Below are 15,527 nucleotides of genomic sequence, written 5' to 3'. Positions count from 1 at the left end.
ACTTCCAATTAAAAGTCCACGTTCAATTTAGCCCCGAACGAACCCGTGAAAGGCAATACGTTGTAATACTCCACCCCCTGCGTCCAGCCCACACCGTTGGGTCTGAAAGCCCGTTCGGGATCAAGTCCCTTAATGCCCGCTGCCGTCCACATGAAGATGTTGTTGGCGACGAACCCCACCGATGCATTCTGCAAATGCAGCCGATTGACAAACGCTTTGGGCAGGCGGTAGGTAATCGAAACTTCCCGCACTTTCACGTAGGTGGCACTGTACATGTTCTTTTCGGCAAACGGACGGTTGGCGTAGCGGTAGGCACTGAAAGGATCGAGCCATTTGCTACCCGGGCCTCCCAGGTTTTCGGTATAAACCGTATTGCCGTTGGCATCTTTGGTGGCCAGTACGCCGGGATTAAGGCTGGCATCCTGCACCCTTCGGCTTGCTTCCACACTGCCTTCCGGCCAGGCAAACCCGTGGTATTCGGCATTGCGGCCACCCACCCAGCTTCCCAGGTATTTATCCGGATTTTCCTTGATCTGCTCGGCCAGGCTGCGGTTCGGATCGTAGCTTTCACCCGTCAGGGTCTTTTCCAACTGTCCATTGTTGCCCAGGAACATCATCGTATTGGAGTAGAATGACCCGCCCAGGCGCCAGTCGACATTGGCGAACAACGTTATATTTTTGTAGGTGATCGACGGCTGAACGCCCATCAGGAACTTGTGGTTAAAGTTTCCGATCTTTTTCAGGTTGTTCACATCGTTATCAGTCTGGTAAAGTCCTCCATTGGTCACGATCGGGTAGCCGTAGTACGGGGAATTGGTATCTTTCACCCGCAGGATCGGTGCGGCATAGATATCACCCAACTGGTCTCCTTCGTAGGTCCGAACTTCAGCCCCTGAGTAAGACGCAAAAGAGAAGTACTTGATCCCGTCCGCCAGTCTGGTGATGTAGGTGCGGTTGCGGGTCAATGTAAAATTCATGTCCCAGGTAAAGTTCTCGGTTTTGATCGGGGTCGTGTAAAGGGCCAGTTCAAAGCCTTTGCTTTCCACCAGTCCGGCATTGATCTGCTTGGTGTTCGCACCGGATTCAATCGGTGTCACGATCGACAGTACCTGGTTTTTATTCCCTCGCTGATAGAAGGTTGCATCCAATCCCAGGCGGTTGTTCAGAAACTTCAGGTCTACACCGATTTCGCCGGAAGTGGCGATCTCAGGTTTCAGATCCGGGTTGGTAAGCGTTCCACCCATATACATGCTCTTGGCAGCGCCCCAGTCGAGGGCGGTCTGGTAGATACGGCTGTAAGCGTAAGGGGCTACATCGTTACCCACCTGCGCGTAGCCCGCCCGTACTTTGGCAAAACTTACCCAACGCGGCATGGTGAACATTTCCGAAGCGATAACGCTCAGCGAAGCGGATGGATAAAAATAGGAATTGTTCCCTTTCGGCAGGGTGCTGGTCCAGTCGTTACGCGCGGTCAGATCGAGGTAGACCCTATCTTTGAACCCAATGGAGGCCGATCCATACACGCCGTAAAGTTTCTTCCGGTTCAGCAGGCTGTTGTAGGAAACCGCTCCCGGCGCGCCATTGGAGATGTTGTAAACCCCGGGCACCACCAGGGCGGTTGCCGAGGTCGCCAGGCTCCGTCCATATTGCTCCAGCCGGTTTAACCCGGCCAGTGCGTTCAGGCTCCAGGCTTCGCCAATGTTTTTCTTGTAGCTCAGGATCAGATCCAGGTTGGTTTCCTTGTTGTAGTTGTTTGAAACCTGGTAGGCTCCATTCACAGCCTCGAAGTTGTTGTAGGCCTTTTTCGCTTCCAGAATCTCGGTATACGAGTCACGCGAGTACCGGCCGATGATCGAGAACTCCTTCGTGATGTCGTAGTCGAGTTGGATCTTGCTCACAACCCGGTCACGTTTAAAGCCGGTGGGATTTTCGTACACCAGGTAGAAAGGGTTATTTTGTTTGTCTTTGTACTTCCGCTGCGCAATGCCTTCCTGGCCGGGAAGCCAGTAGTCGCGCAGGTCATTGATGTTTACCTGGGAGCCGGTCTCGTATACGCTCCGTACGACGTCATTGCGGCTTTGATCGATGATCGGCCGGTTGTCGGAACCCGACTCGGTGAGGTTCACATTCACCGAAGCCCGCAGCTTGTCGGTCAGGTTATAGGTGGTATTCAGGGCGATCGTCAGGCGGGACAGATCCGTGTTCGGGATGATGCCGGTATTCTTCATATTCCCGAGCGACAGCCTGAAATTTCCTTTTTCGTAGTTACCATTGACCGAAACGTTGTTCGTGTTGGTGATGCCGGTTTGGAAAAAATCCCTGAAACGGTTGGGATAAGAAACCAGGGGCACTTTTTGTCCGTTGCTGTTCCACAACGCCCACTGTTCCCCTTTGTCAAGTGCGGCTCCCCAGCTTTCATTTTCCGGCTCCTCCAGAATGTGCGCACCCGTTTTGCCCGATCCAAATTTGTTTTGAACCGCCACATACTGCAAAGGCACATCCGCCACCACCGAGGTGTTCAGAGACACACCAATCCCCTTTTTACCACCCGTGCCGGATTTTGTCGTGATCAGAACCACTCCGTTGCCGGCTCGTGAACCATATAGGGCTGCGGCACTGGGTCCTTTCAGGATCGACACATTGGCAATGTCGTTCGGGTTGATATCGGAAATGGGATTACCCATGTCAGCGCCGGCAAAACCGTTGGAAAGCTTGTTGGCCACCGGTACCCCGTCGATGACAAAAAGCGGCTGGTTGTCGCCATTCAGCGAGTTGGCACCGCGGATGATCATGCTCACCGAAGACCCAACGCCCCCGCCCATCTGCGAAATCTGGACACCGGCGATCTTGCCGGCCATGGCGTTCAACACGTTATTCTGAGGGGTTTGCGTAATGGACGTTCCTTCAATCGTGCCCACGGAGTATCCGAGCGACCTTTTATCGCGCTTGATACCGAGGGCCGTCACGACAGCTTCCTGTAGGGTGTTGACACTTTCGACCATCACCACGTCAATCACGCTGCGATTACTGACCGCAACCTCCTGTGTCTGGTAGCCGATATAGGAAAAGATCAACACGGCGGCCTCGCCGGTGACGTCCAGGGAAAACCTACCCGTAGCATCGGTGGTTGTTCCGGACTGTGACCCTTTCAGGATGACGTTCACGCCCGGTATTCCCGCCTTGTCTCCACTGGAAGTAACAACGCCTGTCACCGTTTTTGCCGGTGCTGTACGCGCTTCGGACACCGGGATGGTCACTGCCCCTGATTCATGGGGTGCGTTGCTGATCTTTTTGAAAAGCAGGATTTGTTTTCCTTTCACCTCATACCCGGTCTGCAAAGGGCTAAGCAGTTTGGTCAGCACATCACTCAACCGCTCGTGACGGGCAGAGATGTTCACTTCCAGAGACGACTGAATTTCGCCGGGGTTGTACACAAAACGGGCGTCCGACCGGGTTTCGAGCGCTAAAAGCACCTTTTTCAAGGTCATGCCCTCCATTTGAAGGCTTATTCTTTTCTCAAGGATTTCTTGTCCACGCGCGTCGGCGCCGGCAAAAGAAAGGCTGGAAAAAACAAGGGCGATACAGAGCTGGAGTACCGATAGTTTCATAGTAGTGCGCCATAGGGTTTTGAAACGCTGGGTTTGGTTCATATTTTTAACTGTTTTTACAACACGTGCTAATGGGGCAAAAGACCGCTGTTTACCCGGATCAAGGCCTTGTCAACGGAAGAGGTTAAAGAGGTTTAGGAGTGAATGATGGTTGCGACATCATTTGTTTTTTGCAGATCAGGTTTTATTCATAGGGTTAAGGCAGGGTTTTGTGAATTAATGAGGCTTCTGAGGCAGTTATCGATCGGTTTCAATGATCACCCTGCCTTCTTCAATATGATAGGTGCCTTTGATAATGCGGCAGATGAGATGCAACTCGTCATGCAGGCTCATCTCCGAAAATGTGGCTGTCAGCCGATAGCCGTCCAACTTTTCAGGCTCGTATTCAATGTCGATCCCATACGCTTTTTCAAGGGCGCTAAAAACGTCTGCAACGGGTGTTTCGTCGAACGAAAACCGGGGCGGATGATACAGGTTAGCCAGCCCTTGAATCCTTGATTTGGTAAACCTGGCCTTATTCTGACTAAACGTAACCTGCTCATTGGGCGATAGAACCAGTCCGCCCGCCCCCGGGCGGATCGCTATCCTGTCCATTTTTTCCAGGTCTTTTTTCGTAAATACGGTAACCTTGCCCGTGAGCACGCTTACCGAAGCCTGTTTTTCCCGCTCATAGGCCACTACGCGAAAAGAAGTACCCAAGACTCTGGTAATTAGCTGGTTTGAATAAACGAAAAAAGGGTGAGCCGGATCTTTCACGACATCAAAGAAGGCCTCGCCGTCGAGATACACGATGCGTCTGGGCTCTTTTTCCAAAGCCGAACTGAACGAGAGCCGGCTGCCCGGCTGCAAGATGACGGTACTCTTGTCACCCAGCAGCACCGTCATCGGCCGGTCTGTATCATTGGTTCGTTCCACACGGATTTCCGACGGTGATGACGTTGTGGAGATTGCCTTGAAAGAAGCACCCAAGGGAAACTTTTGCACCAGCCAGCCAAGTCCGGCTACCACCAGAACAGCGGCTGCCACCCTCGCCCACACCAGATACATCCGCCTGACGGTTGGCTGGCCCGTTTCCGTGTTACTGCTGAGCTTCCCAAGCGTGCCTTCGACGATCGTGTCGAGTTCATCGTCGGAAAGCATTTGTCGTTTTTCAGCCATCGCCAGCAAAAGCGCTCTCGCGTCCTCAACCATTGCCGACCGGTCCGGATTGCCAGCCAGCCAGTGTTGCCAGAAATCGGTCGCCTGGGCGTCACCGTTCAGGACCCATGCCCTGAACAGAGGGTCGGTCAGAAAATCTTCGACGATAAACTTGCGGTAATCGGTCATAGAAATAGGCTTCAATGATGAGATGCAGGGAATGCGTCTCCCATACCAGATTTTTGTATTATTTTTTGAAAAATTATGGGGAAGGCTTTTCCTAGACCAAAAACAGGGTCAATATGATGAAGAGGCTGATCGCAACCGTCTTGATACGGTCCCGCAGATTCACGAAAGCCAGATGAATCAGGTTCGATACCGTTTGGGGAGAAATGGACATAACCTGCGCGATTTCATCCCGGCTGAGTTCCTGATAGTATTTTAAATAGATCACCTCGCGTTGACGCTTGGGGAGGAGGTTGAGCAGGTGTCCCATTTTTCGGGTACGTTCTGCCAGACTTTCTTCTTCAATGAGCCACCATTCCGGGGAAAATTCAACGTGTAGACCGCTGTCTTCGGCATCCGCGCTTTCAGGGTGGGAGAAAAGCGGGAGTTTGTGAACCTCCCGGTATATTTTGCGCCGGAGTGAAGAAAAAAGATAGGCTTTGACGTTGTCGGGGCTCGACAGCGTTTGTCTCCGGTTCCAGATTTCGATGAACAATTCCTGGATGCAATCCTTGAGGAATTCTTCGTCCCGGTTAAATTTTTGCCCGTAATTCAGCAAAGACCGATAGTAGATCCGCATGAGAGATCCCAACGCCTGCTCGTTGCCAAGCACAAGATCTTTCCAGAGCTGGGAATCTCTCGATCTGTTGGTTTCAGGCAGATTGGACATGGTTTCGGGCTTAGCTGATGGTAAGGGGTCAGAAGGGAGTGGTTCCCCGGGAAAGCGTGTGGCTGTTTATCGTTTCAATATTAGGAAAAGTACGAAAGAAATGACGCTGCATCAACATCTTTGTATTAAGAAAAAGTGAACCCTTGCGATCGGAATAGATGCCCAATTTTTATTCCCTGGTTAGCAAACTGACAAAAAACGATCAAGTCAATTCAAAACCCACGCTTACATTCAGCCTTCATCATTTAAAAATTCACATTTACGTCTCTAGGACTTCCTCTTTCTGCCCCTAAATCCCCCTAAAGGGGACTTGGACGCAGCCTAATCCGGATGCTATAAGTCCCCTTTAGGGGGATTTAGGGGCAAAAAGAGGAAGCCCAATGAATTATCAGACATAAGTCCTGGTTTCTTTTCTTCACCAAAAAAGCAGGAGTCATCGACCCCTGCTTTTCCATCAATCCATCCTAGCTTACTTTTCTTACGCTTCGTCAAAGAAAGGTTTCTCCGCCGATTCTCCCCGGCTAACCGGTTCCGGGTCATACAGGGCCAGCAGCGGAACGGGCGGGCGGAACGCCAGCCGACGCGTCAGGCTGCGGTTCCAGACCGCGTCCATCAGCGTTTTCCGGTGCGGAACGGTCACCAGCAAATCGACCGAATGGGTCGTCAGGTAGGTGTTGATCCCGTGTTCCACTTCATCGTCCAGAATAAAATACGGCCCGGTTTCCACCGAATCGAACACCTGCGCGAGCCGCTGGTTGTAGTCATCAAACTCTTCGCCGACCAGCTTCGGCGTCTGGCTGTTCACGATGGACAAGGCCGTCAAACGCGCACTTTTCCGCGTCACCAGTTCATTGAGCGGCTCTAAACAGGGCACATGCTGGAGGGTGCTGGAGTCGGTGGCCAGCACCACCTCCCGAACGGGTCGGATGGCGGTTGTGTGGGGCACCACCAGCACATTGGTTTTGGCGTGTCGAACCAGCCCGGTTGCCACGCTTCCCAAAACCGCCATGAATCCGGAACCACTGGCACCCACCACCACATAGTCGAACGTTTCCTGCTCCAGAGCGGCTTCCACCGCCCCGATAGGGCTCCCGGGAGCGGTTCGAATCTGGTAGGAATGAAACGGCGGGTGGTAGTTGGCCATCAGTTCCGACAGCATTTCCTGCAGGCTGCGGTAGGCATTTTGTTCGGCCTCTTCCATCAGAAACGTTGTTCCGTACATGGTATCGGATTCGAGCGGATACGCGTGCAGCAGACAGAATTCGGCCGCCGTGTCGTCAAACAGGGCCTGGGCAAAGTGAATTGCCTTTTTCGATGCTTCCGAGAAGTCGGTAAGCAACAGTATCTTTTTCATAACCAGGGAATAAGGGTTTTCTTTTCTCCTGCAATTTCAATGCCGCTAAAAACCGCCTTGGTGAGTTTTCGGCACAGCAGGGCCTTAAAACTACCAATTTTATACAATTGCCAAAACCGGCACGTCGGATTGCCGCGCCATCTGTTGGGTGTTACTTTCCAGAATGGAAAACAGAAACCGGTTGTGGGATTTGGGCAACATCATGACCAGGTCCGCGCGGTTCGCCTGCGTAAATTCCAGAATGGTCCGCGTCAGGTCGTCTCCGCCAACAACCGTTACCGTGTGCGGACGATGCCGGAGCAGATCCCGAACGGCTTCCGCAGCCTGCTGAATGGCGGGATCGGCGGGTTTGTCGCTGACGCCGAGGATGTTCAGAAACGCATCGAACCGGGTGGCAAACCGGAGAACACCATCCAGTGCCAGGGCATCGACCGGTTTTCCGAAATCAATCGCTACGACAATGTTTTTAAACGGCACAAAATGGGCCGCTGGCGGAACCAACAGTAAAGGCACCAGCGTGTGCAGAATCATTTCCGTGGCCTGGCTCCCGAAATACCGCGCACCGGGCGAGTTGGCTCCGGCGGTGCCCATCACCAGCAAATCCGCTTTTTGTTCTTTCACCACCGCGTTGATGGTTTCCAGCGTCGAGCCCTCCCGGGCCATGACCGAGATCGTCAGCCGTCCGCCCGCAGCGGTTTGCAGTTTGTCCCGCAGCCGGTAGAGTTTCCGCCGGGCACTTACTTTATTTTTTTCCTCCATGGGCGTAAACACGGCCTGTAGAGCCGGGATACGGAGCGGATGGTGATAGACGTTCAGCAGAACCAGCCGGGCCTTGAGAAGCATGGCGAGCTGGAGGGCAAAGTCCGACGCGGGCTTGGCACTTTTGGAAAAATCAGTCGCTAGAACAATGGTTTTCATCGGTAAAAGTAGGGTTAAAGTGGGGACATGCGACAACTGCCTTTGCCCCGTTTAGTGGATAAGAATATCTTTTTCGGCCCAGTAATGCCTTTTTCCATCCCACCAGTCCAGAATGACGTGCCAGAGTCCGCTGCTCAGTTGCTGCGTTGAAACCACCTGCCGGGGCCGTTGATTCGGCTGAACCACCAGATGAACTTCTTCGCTGTGATCAAATCGTTTCTGAAAAATCACTTCCGCTTTCCGGAAGGAGACGGGCAGCACAAAGGCCAGTTGATTTTGGGCGGGTTCAAAAGTCATGGCGGTCTGGGTGGTTTAGGGCTGGATAAGGACTTTCGTTCAATCTGTCGCAAAGCTAAAGGCCCCGCTCCGGTAACGCCCTGATATTCATCCGCCAAAAAGCTGACATAAATCACCTCGCCTGCCTATAATTATTAGGACTTCCCAGGCTGCGACCCCCTTCCTTTGATACCGGTTACCGCAGCGATCCCGTCTCTTGATACCGCAACCGATGAATCTAAAAACGCTTTGGGTTATCCTGATTCTCCTGACCGCCCGGTTTCCGACCGTGGTGGGTCAAACCCTTCCCGAATGGCAAAATCTGCTGTATCGGTCGGGGCTTGACACAACGGGTGTTCGGCTGGATAGCGCTACCCTGAGTCGGCTGGCGTATGAACTGGCCTACGGAAACCGCCCCAACCGGCTGAGTTACTGGAACCTGCCGGAACAGATCGATTCGGCCCGCGTCAATCAGGTGGTCGAGCAAATTCGACAGAAAACGCCCGATTGGGTGGCCCAATGGCACTCACTGGAGCCGGTTTTCGAGCCCTACCAAAAGCTGCGGGCGGGGTTGGACTCGCTGATGTTTTTCGGTGGCGATTCGATTCCGCGCTGGCACGAGATCAAAACCGCCCTGAACAATTACCGCTGGCTGAATCGGGTGACTTCTGACCTCGTGGTGGTGGTCAACATTCCTTCCGCAACGCTCCGGGTTTTGAATCGCCAGGGGAACGAAGTGCTGCTGTCGCGGGTGATAGTCGGCAATCCCCGCACCCCAACGCCCCTTTTCGGCGCGCAACTCACCCGAATCATTACGTACCCGTACTGGAATGTGCCCCGGTCGATTGCGGTCAAGGAATTTCTGCCGAAAATCAAACGCAATCCGGCGGGGTTTCTGGATGCGATGAGACTACAGGTACTCGATGCAAAGGGCCGGATCGTTGCGCCCGAATCCGTCAACTGGACGGCGCTTTCGGCCCAAAATTTTCCGTATCGTCTGCGCCAGTCTACCGGTTGCGATAATGCGCTGGGCGTAATGAAGTTCGACGTGAACAGTCCGTTTGATATTTACCTGCACGACACCAACCACCGGGAGTTGTTCAGTAGTAATCGGCGGTTTTTGAGCCACGGCTGCATCCGGGTGGCCAAACCGGTCGAACTGGCGAATCTGCTCCTGCAGTCACCGTATTTCAAACCGGCTTTTCTGGAAAGCCGTCAGGTCAATCTTCCCTCCCGAACCGTTCCCTTACCCGGCCCGGTTCCGGTCCTTATTCAGTACCAAACCGTCGATGTGAATTCGGCCGGCACGCTGGTTTTTTACCCGGATGTGTACGGCTGGCAAACCGTAAAACGCTAAATCCGATGTTAACCGAACTTACCAACGAAGTAATGGACTCCATGCTGGTCAACCAGTATATTGGCCGCATCGGCTGTGCCGCCGACAACCGGATTCTGATCGAACCCGTCATGTATTATTACGATGGACACGCCATCCTGGGTCTCACCCGCGAAGGCACTAAAACCCAGTTGCTGCGCAAGAATCCGCACGTCGCTTTCGAAATCGACGAAATGATCAGTCCGGGTCTTTGGCACAGCGTGGTCATCGAAGGTCTGTTTGAAGAATTGCAGGGTGATGACCGGGATTATGCCCTGTATCTGCTCGAACACCGGAAAATCCCGGTTTTTGCCGGCGAAAAAATGGGGTATCCCGGCGAAAAAGAACCGGTCGACCACAACGTCGTCTACCCGGTGGTCTACCGAATTCAGATTCAGAGCAAAACCGGCCGGTGTTATACCCACTCGCTAACCTGACGATGATCAGCCGGTTACCTCTCATCCGTCATTCTCTTTTTCCCGATTCCGAAGGAGTTTTATACCGGTTTACACGCTCCTTCATTTACCAAGACGATGAAACGGATTACTTCAGTAGGGATCATGCTCGGCCTGTTGCTGGTCGGCTGCACGGGGGCATCGGCGCAGACTGTCCGGGGAAGTATCGGCTTTTTTCAGATGGGCTACCTCAATGCCCCGCAATCCGGTGCCGTCGCCCAAGCCTTCGCTCCCGACTGGTTTCCCACGCTCCACAACCATTTCATCTACAGCGGAGGAGAAGGGTGGCTGCGCCGAAACCGGTGGATGGCCGGTTTCAGCGCGTCGGCTCTGACGGCCCGCAGCATTTCGGTTCAGCAAACCCGCGTCGAACGCGTGGCCGGTCTGGGGCAGCTCAAGCTGGGCTACGTGCTGTTCGACAACCGTCGGTATCTGCTCTATTCGTCTTTTAGTCAGGGGCTTTCGTCATCCGTCATCAGCGTCAACCAGTCGGGTTCTGAGCCGGTGGTGTGGATGCTACCCAGCCATTCCACCGATCTGGCGGTTCATTTCAACCGCTTGATCGCCCGCAATCCGTCCGACAATCCGGATGAAGTCCGGGGTCTCTGGCTGGGGTTGCGCGTTGGGTATCTGGTCAGTTCGAAATCCGCCCACTGGGTACAAATTCCGGAAGGTGTTCAACACCAGTTCAAGCCGACCTATGCCCTCAACGGCCTGTATGTAACCCTGTCCATCGGCGGGGGCCGATTCCGTTATCCTCACGCTTTGTAACCGATCTCCAAAACCGCCATGTTTTTCTCCCTGACTTTTTTCTGGACGGCCTACACCGTCGCCAACCTATTGTTCCTCGTCGCCATCTGGGGAAGTAAAGAATGGCCCCGGATCACCCGGCTGTTTTTCCTGCTCCTGTTTGGCTGGGCCGCCTGGTTCAATGCGTCGATGGCCTTGATTTCCCCTTCGGTGTATCAGGATTACGCCGACACCGCCATTCCGCTGTATCGCTGGTTTATCATGGGTCCGTTTGTAACGATCATCAGACCCATGATCCTGGTGATTGCCGCTGGTCAGGCCCTGATTGCCGTGTCGATGCTTCTAAAAGGAGAGCTTTTCAAACTGGGTTGCTGGGATGGGCTGGTTTTCGGGCTGGCCATTGCGCCACTGGGACTGTATGCGGCTTTTCCGGCTACGGTTCTGATGGCCATTGCCTTTTACCGGCTGCAAAAAAACCACGATAATACGTATTTGTGGGAGACCAAAAACGAAAAACCGGGGAGAAGGACGAGTAAATCCTTTTCAACCCGGCATGTGGCCTCCTGATTCCGCCACCGCAGGGAGGGTGTCGGCAGCCCTGACAGCGGTTATACACCCTGTCAGCGGCTTCACTCTTTTTTATAAATTGCCCTATTTTGTTCTACCCAATCCCCTGAAGGGAGACTTGAGCGCGTGATACCGCCACCGCTGACAGGGTCTTCGACCGCTGTCAGGGTGGCTTAACTCTTCTTCAAACACCTAAACCGTCTGAGAAAACAGCCGCGTCCGGGGTTGGGCCTGGTTGAGCCGCGCGTCGAACGCCATGCAGATATTTCGCAGGAACGGGCGACCTTCGGGCAGTACCCGCAAGCCTTCCGCGTTGTAATCAATCAACCCGTCGAACCGGAACGACTCCAGCCGGTCGCACAAAACCGCCCACTCGTCCTCCGTCCAGCCATCCCAGGTCCACCGGGTTTCGCCCTGGCACATGATGTTCAGAATCTGCCGACGCAGAAACTGATCCTGCCGGCTCAGGACATGGCCGCGCAGAAGCGGAAGTTCGCCCGCCCGAACCCGGTTCAGGTACGCATCGAGGTCTTTTTCATTCTGGGCAAACGCCGACCATACATCGCCGATGGACGAGGTTCCGAGGCCAATCAGGACGCGGGTTTGGGTGGTCGTGTAGCCCATGAAATTCCGGTGCAGCGTCCCGGTTTGCAGGGCTTTGAACAAGGCATCGTGCGGGAGGGCAAAATGGTCGATGCCGATTTCGACGTACCCCGCCTGTTCCAGCAACGCCCGCCCGGTTTCGTAAAGAATCCGTTTCTGCTCACCCGACGGCAGGTCTTCGTCCCCAAAACCGCGTTGCCCGTTGCCTTTGATCCAGGGAACGTGCGCGTAGGAATAAAACGCAATGCGGTCAGGCCGCAGCATCAGGGTTTTGTAGAACGTATCGGTAATGGAATCCGGTGTCTGAAACGGCAGTCCAAACACGATGTCGTGGCTAATCGATTGGTAGCCCATCTGTCTGGCCCAGGTCGTCACCTGCTGCACGTTTTCGAACGGCTGAAGCCGGTGAATGGCCTTTTGCACCACCGGGTCGTAATCCTGAACGCCAAAGCTGACCCGCCGGAAACCGAAATGATAGAGTACCCGAAGATGTTGGTAGGTCGTATTGTTCGGATGGCCTTCCCAGCCGTAATCCGGAGATTCGGTGGGTGTTACCCGTTCGAAAATGCCCGTCAGCAACCGTTCAAGCTGTTCGGGAGCAAAAAAACTGGGCGTTCCTCCCCCCAGGTGCAGTTCGGCAAGGCGCGGTTGTTCGGGCAGCAAATCACAGTAGAGATTCCATTCCGCCAAAACCGCATCGATGTAGGGTTCTTCGACGCCGTGGTTGCGGGTGATGCGCTTGTTGCAACCGCAAAACGTACACAGGCTTTCGCAATACGGCAGGTGAATATACAGGCTCAAACCGGTCGTGCTGTTGCTGATCGAAACCGCCTGTTTGAGATTTTGCACCCAGGCGGTTTCGCTGAACGTGGTTTCGTCCCAAAACGGCACAGTCGGGTAGCTGGTGTAGCGCGGGCCGGGAACGTCGTATTTCTGAATGAGAGACTGCATACGATTTGGAGATTGAAGCACCAAAATTGGCGGAGATTCGCACGCCGTACCCTGACCGGTATCACTCGGTTTGCTGACGCTCGTCAGGGTTTAACGACCTGTTCCGACCCAATTTGCCAAGAAAAATATGGTATGCGTACAGCAACGATTTCAGCGACTACCTGTTACCACTGCGGCAACGACTGTGCAGAGCACAACCTTGAATACGATGAAAAACCGTTCTGCTGCGAAGGCTGTCAAACGGTTTATAGCATTCTGAATCAAAACCAGCTTTGTCAATACTATTCGATTGAACAGGAAGGCAACGGCGTTCGGCCCGGCAACCCCCTTAAAACGGAAAATGCCCCAAAAAACCGGCTCGAATTTCTGGACCATCCCGCCATCGTTGCCCAACTGCTGGAGTTTTCCAGTACGTCGGTTGCCCGGGTTACATTTTACATTCCGACCATCCATTGCAGTTCGTGTTTGTGGTTGCTCGAACACCTCTACCGCATCCATCCGGGCATTCAGCAGTCGCGGGTGGATTTTCTCAAAAAGCAGGTTCACCTGACCTACCAGCCCGATCAGCTCACGCTCCGGCAGGTGGTCGAACTGCTCGCGTCGATTGGCTACGAGCCCCTGATCAGCCTGAACGATGTCGTTAAAGAACAGCAAAAACCGTCGTACCGCCCCTTGCTCTACCGGCTGGCACTGGCGGGTTTTTGTTCGGGCAACATCATGCTGTTCAGCTTTCCCGAATACCTCGGCCTCGACGATCCATCGTTCAAACACCTCTTCGGTCTACTCAATATTGTGCTGGCCATTCCGGTCGTCTTTTACTCGGCATCGGGCTATTTCGAATCGGTCTGGACGAGTCTGAAAAAAGGCATCATCAACATCGACTTTCCCATTCTGCTCGGGATTCTGGTGGCGTTTTTCCGGGGCACCTACGAGGTTTTGTTTCTCAACGGTGCCGGTTATTTCGATTCGCTGACGGGCCTGATTTTCTTTCTGTTGTGCGGCAAATGGTTCCAGCAGCGCACCCACGAATTTCTGTCGTTCGAACGGGATTACAAATCGTATTTTCCGCTGGCCGTAACGGTTTTAAAACCGGATGGCGAAACCGCCATTCCCGTAGCCGAACTCCGCAAGGGTGATCGAATCCGGGTTCGTAACCACGAACTGATTCCCGCTGACGGCTTGCTGTACAAAGGAGAAGCCCTGATCGATTACAGTTTCGTGACGGGTGAATCGCAGCCGGAAGCCCAGAAACCGGGGGCGTTGCTGTATGCCGGTGGCAAGCAGATTGGCGAAGCCATTGAACTGGAAGTGGTGCGGGAGGTATCGCAAAGTTACCTGACCCAACTCTGGAACAACGACGCGTTCCGCAAGGGTGACACCTCCCGAATGCGCACCTTTGCCGATGCCGTCGGGAAGTATTTTACCCTGACCGTCATTGCGTTAGCCACAATCGTGGGCTTATACTGGTATACGCACGACCCCGCGCGGGCCATCAATGCTTTTACGGCGGTTTTGATCATTGCCTGTCCGTGTGCGCTGTCACTCTCGTATCCGTTCGCGCTGGGGAATGGAATTCGGAAGCTGAGCCAGCAGAAATTGTACCTCAAAAACGCGAACGTCATCGAGCACATGGCGGATTGTGACACCATCGTTTTCGACAAAACCGGTACGCTGACGGAGACGGTGAGTGAAAGAGCGATTGAGCGATTGAGTGAAGACAAACACGGGAGCGTTGTGGAGGAGTTTTCGGTAGCTTTGACGGACTTTGAACAGGCGCTGGTCGTATCATTGGTGCGGCAGTCGGCTCACCCGCTCAGCCGGAAACTGGCCGCTCATCTGGCCGACGTTCAACCGCTGGTGGTGGATGATTTTACGGAAATACCGGGCCGCGGCTTGCACGGGTTTGTGGATGGCTGGGAAGTTAAAATCGGCTCGGCTTCGTTTGTAAATCCGCAGTCGGTGTCCGCACCATCCGCGAAAGAAACCCCAACCGATTCAGCCGGAGCGCGTGTTCATATTGCCATCGAGCAGCAATACCGGGGCTGTTTCCGGTTTCCGAACCAATACCGTCCCGGTCTCGATGCGATGCTCGATTCGCTGAAATCCACGCACCGCTTGTATCTGCTTTCGGGCGATACCGACACGGCCCGGCCCGAACTGGCGCGCTGGTTTACCCCGGATCATATGACGTTCAACTGCCAGCCGCAGCAAAAGCTCGACATCGTGCGGCACCTGCAAAACCGGGGCCACCGCGTGTTGATGGTGGGTGACGGCCTGAACGATGCCGGGGCGTTGAAACAGGCCGATGTCGGCATTGCCGTCACGGAAGACACCGTTCAGTTTACACCCGCCAGCGACGCCATTCTGGAAGCATCCTCATTAAGAAAACTGCCCGAACTGCTGGCGTACAGCCGCTTCGGTATGCGGCTGATCCGGTTTAGTTTTGCGGTTTCGCTGTTGTATAATTTCATCGGCCTTTCCTACGCGCTGACGGGGAATCTGTCGCCGGTTGTGGCCGCCATTCTGATGCCCGTCAGTTCCGCGACGATGTTGCTGATTGGGACGTTGGGAATGCGGTGGAAAGAGATTAAAAACTAAGCCCATACAAGGTTGACTAAAATAAGTAAATTGTAAATCA

Annotated in this window: 12 protein-coding genes; 5 read left to right on the top strand and 7 right to left on the bottom strand. The window is 54.0% G+C overall.

Going from position 1 to position 15,527, the window contains the following annotated elements; translation table 11 throughout:
• Positions 1–8: 8 nt before the first annotated feature.
• The 6 genes from DUE52_RS24805 to DUE52_RS24780 all read right to left on the bottom strand — a co-directional run bounded on the left by DUE52_RS24805 (position 9) and on the right by DUE52_RS24780 (position 8,209).
• Positions 9–3,608: a SusC/RagA family TonB-linked outer membrane protein gene (locus tag DUE52_RS24805; protein ID WP_165841026.1), complete on the bottom strand. Its 3,600-nt coding sequence runs from the start codon at positions 3,606–3,608 to the stop codon at positions 9–11.
• A gap of 237 nt (positions 3,609–3,845) precedes the next feature.
• Positions 3,846–4,934 carry a FecR family protein gene (locus DUE52_RS24800; RefSeq protein WP_114408771.1) on the bottom strand — a complete coding sequence of 363 codons (1,089 nt, stop codon included), beginning with the start codon at positions 4,932–4,934 and terminating at the stop codon, positions 3,846–3,848.
• A 91-nt stretch (positions 4,935–5,025) separates the two neighbouring features.
• Positions 5,026–5,640, bottom strand: a complete 615-nt coding sequence (locus tag DUE52_RS24795) for an RNA polymerase sigma factor (RefSeq protein ID WP_114408770.1) — start codon at positions 5,638–5,640, stop codon at positions 5,026–5,028.
• A 478-nt stretch (positions 5,641–6,118) separates the two neighbouring features.
• On the bottom strand, positions 6,119–6,994 hold the full coding sequence (locus tag DUE52_RS24790) for a universal stress protein (protein WP_114408769.1): 876 nt from the start codon (positions 6,992–6,994) through the stop codon (positions 6,119–6,121).
• 99 nt (positions 6,995–7,093) lie between these two features.
• A complete protein-coding gene (locus DUE52_RS24785; RefSeq protein ID WP_114408768.1) occupies positions 7,094–7,912 on the bottom strand; it encodes a universal stress protein in 819 nt (272 codons plus the stop codon).
• A gap of 51 nt (positions 7,913–7,963) precedes the next feature.
• Positions 7,964–8,209 (bottom strand): hypothetical protein, encoded by a 246-nt coding sequence (locus DUE52_RS24780; protein WP_114408767.1) that lies wholly within the window; start codon positions 8,207–8,209, stop codon positions 7,964–7,966.
• 211 nt (positions 8,210–8,420) lie between these two features.
• Here DUE52_RS24780 and DUE52_RS24775 point away from each other — a divergent pair, with 211 nt between their 5' ends.
• The 4 genes from DUE52_RS24775 to DUE52_RS24760 all read left to right on the top strand — a co-directional run bounded on the left by DUE52_RS24775 (position 8,421) and on the right by DUE52_RS24760 (position 11,335).
• Entirely contained in the window at positions 8,421–9,545 is a 1,125-nt protein-coding gene (locus DUE52_RS24775; RefSeq protein WP_114408766.1) for a L,D-transpeptidase family protein, read from the top strand.
• Positions 9,546–9,550: 5 nt separating this feature from the next.
• Positions 9,551–10,000 (top strand): pyridoxamine 5'-phosphate oxidase family protein, encoded by a 450-nt coding sequence (locus DUE52_RS24770; RefSeq protein ID WP_114408765.1) that lies wholly within the window; start codon positions 9,551–9,553, stop codon positions 9,998–10,000.
• Positions 10,001–10,096: 96 nt separating this feature from the next.
• Positions 10,097–10,789 carry a hypothetical protein gene (locus tag DUE52_RS24765; RefSeq protein ID WP_133299940.1) on the top strand — a complete coding sequence of 231 codons (693 nt, stop codon included), beginning with the start codon at positions 10,097–10,099 and terminating at the stop codon, positions 10,787–10,789.
• Between the two features lie 18 nt (positions 10,790–10,807).
• Positions 10,808–11,335 carry a hypothetical protein gene (locus DUE52_RS24760; protein ID WP_114408763.1) on the top strand — a complete coding sequence of 176 codons (528 nt, stop codon included), beginning with the start codon at positions 10,808–10,810 and terminating at the stop codon, positions 11,333–11,335.
• A 192-nt stretch (positions 11,336–11,527) separates the two neighbouring features.
• On the opposite strand, the gene hemN is transcribed toward DUE52_RS24760, so the two are convergent.
• Complete coding sequence (gene hemN, locus DUE52_RS24755) at positions 11,528–12,889, bottom strand: oxygen-independent coproporphyrinogen III oxidase (RefSeq protein ID WP_114408762.1); 1,362 nt, start codon at positions 12,887–12,889, stop codon at positions 11,528–11,530.
• Between the two features lie 132 nt (positions 12,890–13,021).
• Here hemN and DUE52_RS24750 point away from each other — a divergent pair, with 132 nt between their 5' ends.
• Complete coding sequence (locus DUE52_RS24750) at positions 13,022–15,487, top strand: heavy metal translocating P-type ATPase (RefSeq protein WP_114408761.1); 2,466 nt, start codon at positions 13,022–13,024, stop codon at positions 15,485–15,487.
• Positions 15,488–15,527 lie beyond the last annotated feature (40 nt).

Origin of the sequence: Larkinella punicea (genome assembly GCF_003334855.1) — a bacterium.
Lineage (GTDB): Bacteria > Bacteroidota > Bacteroidia > Cytophagales > Spirosomataceae > Larkinella > Larkinella punicea.
Note: the sequence above shows the minus strand (reverse complement) of the source record. Positions and strands in the feature narration are given on the sequence as shown.

Bases quoted from the DNA above. Each gene is read 5' to 3' on its own strand.
- DUE52_RS24805 (WP_165841026.1), bottom strand. From the start codon at position 3,608: ATGAAACTATCGGTACTCCAGCTCTGTATCGCCCTTGTTTTTTCCAGC.
- DUE52_RS24770 (WP_114408765.1), top strand. From the start codon at position 9,551: ATGTTAACCGAACTTACCAACGAAGTAATGGACTCCATGCTGGTCAAC.
- DUE52_RS24800 (WP_114408771.1), bottom strand. From the start codon at position 4,934: ATGACCGATTACCGCAAGTTTATCGTCGAAGATTTTCTGACCGACCCT.
- DUE52_RS24785 (WP_114408768.1), bottom strand. From the start codon at position 7,912: ATGAAAACCATTGTTCTAGCGACTGATTTTTCCAAAAGTGCCAAGCCC.
- DUE52_RS24760 (WP_114408763.1), top strand. From the start codon at position 10,808: ATGTTTTTCTCCCTGACTTTTTTCTGGACGGCCTACACCGTCGCCAAC.
- DUE52_RS24795 (WP_114408770.1), bottom strand. From the start codon at position 5,640: ATGTCCAATCTGCCTGAAACCAACAGATCGAGAGATTCCCAGCTCTGG.
- DUE52_RS24780 (WP_114408767.1), bottom strand. From the start codon at position 8,209: ATGACTTTTGAACCCGCCCAAAATCAACTGGCCTTTGTGCTGCCCGTC.
- DUE52_RS24775 (WP_114408766.1), top strand. From the start codon at position 8,421: ATGAATCTAAAAACGCTTTGGGTTATCCTGATTCTCCTGACCGCCCGG.
- DUE52_RS24790 (WP_114408769.1), bottom strand. From the start codon at position 6,994: ATGAAAAAGATACTGTTGCTTACCGACTTCTCGGAAGCATCGAAAAAG.
- hemN (WP_114408762.1), bottom strand. From the start codon at position 12,889: ATGCAGTCTCTCATTCAGAAATACGACGTTCCCGGCCCGCGCTACACC.
- DUE52_RS24765 (WP_133299940.1), top strand. From the start codon at position 10,097: ATGAAACGGATTACTTCAGTAGGGATCATGCTCGGCCTGTTGCTGGTC.
- DUE52_RS24750 (WP_114408761.1), top strand. From the start codon at position 13,022: ATGCGTACAGCAACGATTTCAGCGACTACCTGTTACCACTGCGGCAAC.